At 67.7% G+C, this 1,321-nt stretch carries 2 protein-coding genes and 1 tRNA gene; 2 read left to right on the plus strand and 1 reads right to left on the minus strand.

From position 1 onward, the window contains the following. Positions 1-104 precede the first annotated feature (104 nt). On the minus strand, positions 105-518 hold the full coding sequence (locus ACFWEP_RS34695; RefSeq protein WP_003959770.1) for an SsgA family sporulation/cell division regulator: 414 nt from the start codon (positions 516-518) through the stop codon (positions 105-107). A 190-nt stretch (positions 519-708) separates the two neighbouring features. Here ACFWEP_RS34695 and ACFWEP_RS34700 point away from each other — a divergent pair, with 190 nt between their 5' ends. Together ACFWEP_RS34700 and ACFWEP_RS34705 are read left to right on the plus strand one after the other, a co-directional pair. Then, on the plus strand, positions 709-1,164 hold the full coding sequence (locus ACFWEP_RS34700) for a TIGR02611 family protein (RefSeq protein ID WP_387376295.1): 456 nt from the start codon (positions 709-711) through the stop codon (positions 1,162-1,164). A 54-nt stretch (positions 1,165-1,218) separates the two neighbouring features. Next, positions 1,219-1,290, plus strand: a tRNA-Val gene (locus ACFWEP_RS34705). Positions 1,291-1,321 lie beyond the last annotated feature (31 nt).

Raw genomic sequence — 1,321 nt, forward strand, 5'->3', positions numbered from 1 at the left:
CCGCGGTGGGTTCCGCGGTGACGGCGCCGGTGTCCGCCCTATGAGGTTGTCCGCGCGACGCCGTCTCCCCGAGTCGGACGGCGCCCCGCAGTTCGTCGCCTGGCTCAGCTTTCGGCCAGGATGTGTGAGAGCTCGGTGTCGAGGTCGAAGTGACGATGCTCGGTGCCCGGCGGAACCGCGGCGTCGGTCCTCTTCAGGAACGACTCCAGGGCCCGCGCCGGGGCTTCGAGCAGGGCCTCTCCCTCCGGAGAGCTCAGTGCGATGCAGACGACGCCTTGGCCGTGACTACGAGATGGCCAGACGCGGACGTCTCCGGTGCCGGTGGGCCGGTGCAGCCCCTCGGCAAGGAGGTCACGGGCGAAAACCCACTCGACCGTCTCCTCCGCTCCGGTGTGGAAGGTGGCGTGCACGGCATAGGGATCGGCCGTGTCATACCGCAGGCCCGCGGGTACAGGCAGTGAGGACTCGCTCGACACAACGAGGCGCAGGTGCAGCTCGCAGCTGACCGTGGTGTTCATAAGCGCCAGGGCCTTTCGCTCAGTGTGCGCTCGGGGATTCGCACGTCGGCGAAATCGACATGCCACCTACGGTGGCGTTGTAAACCCCTCTGACCGTTTTGTGATTCTTTGGGTCCCTCGTACAGCGGTGTGTAACTTTCCGTCATGCACCCATTCCAGTGACGGAGAGCGGTCGGGTAGGTTGAGCTCCATGAATGCGCAGAGTGACGAGCGGGGCGGGGTCGCGCGGGTCGCGGAGCCGGATTCCGTGACGGGGGACGAGACAGGTCCGGAGCGTGAGCTGGGGTCACGCGCGCCGGCGTTCATCAAGGCGTCGAAGCCTCTCCACGTGAGCTGGCAGGTGGGCGTCTTCGCTGTGGGCCTCGCCGTCGTGGCGGCGGGGGTCGCGATGCTGGTGCTCCCCGGGCCGGGGTGGTTCGTGATCTTCGGGGGCATGGCGATCTGGGCGACCGAGTTCGTCTGGGCGCAGCTCGTGCTCCGCTGGACCCGGCGGAAGGTCACCGAGGCGGCGCAGAAGGCGCTCGATCCCAAGGTGCGACGCCGCAACATCCTCCTGACCGCGGCCGGCCTGGTGATCGTCGCGGTCCTGGGGGCGGTCTACCTCTGGCGGTTCGGCCTCAGCCTGCCGTGGAACGTCAGCGAGTGAGGGCGGGGTGGTCCAGGAGCACCGCTGACATGCGGTAATGTTTGCGGTGCGCCCGGGCGATTAGCTCAGTGGGAGAGCGCTTCGTTCACACCGAAGAGGTCACTGGTTCGAACCCAGTATCGCCCACCCGGACGGAAGGCCCGAGAGACCGCAAGGT

The organism is Streptomyces sp. NPDC060198, assembly GCF_042728415.1.
Taxonomy (GTDB): Bacteria; Actinomycetota; Actinomycetes; order Streptomycetales; family Streptomycetaceae; genus Streptomyces.

What these genes read in the sequence shown, in the direction of transcription:
- ACFWEP_RS34695 (WP_003959770.1), bottom strand. Translation starts at nt 518, where the DNA reads ATGAACACCACGGTCAGCTGCGAGCTGCACCTGCGCCTCGTTGTGTCG.
- ACFWEP_RS34700 (WP_387376295.1), top strand. Translation starts at nt 709, where the DNA reads ATGAATGCGCAGAGTGACGAGCGGGGCGGGGTCGCGCGGGTCGCGGAG.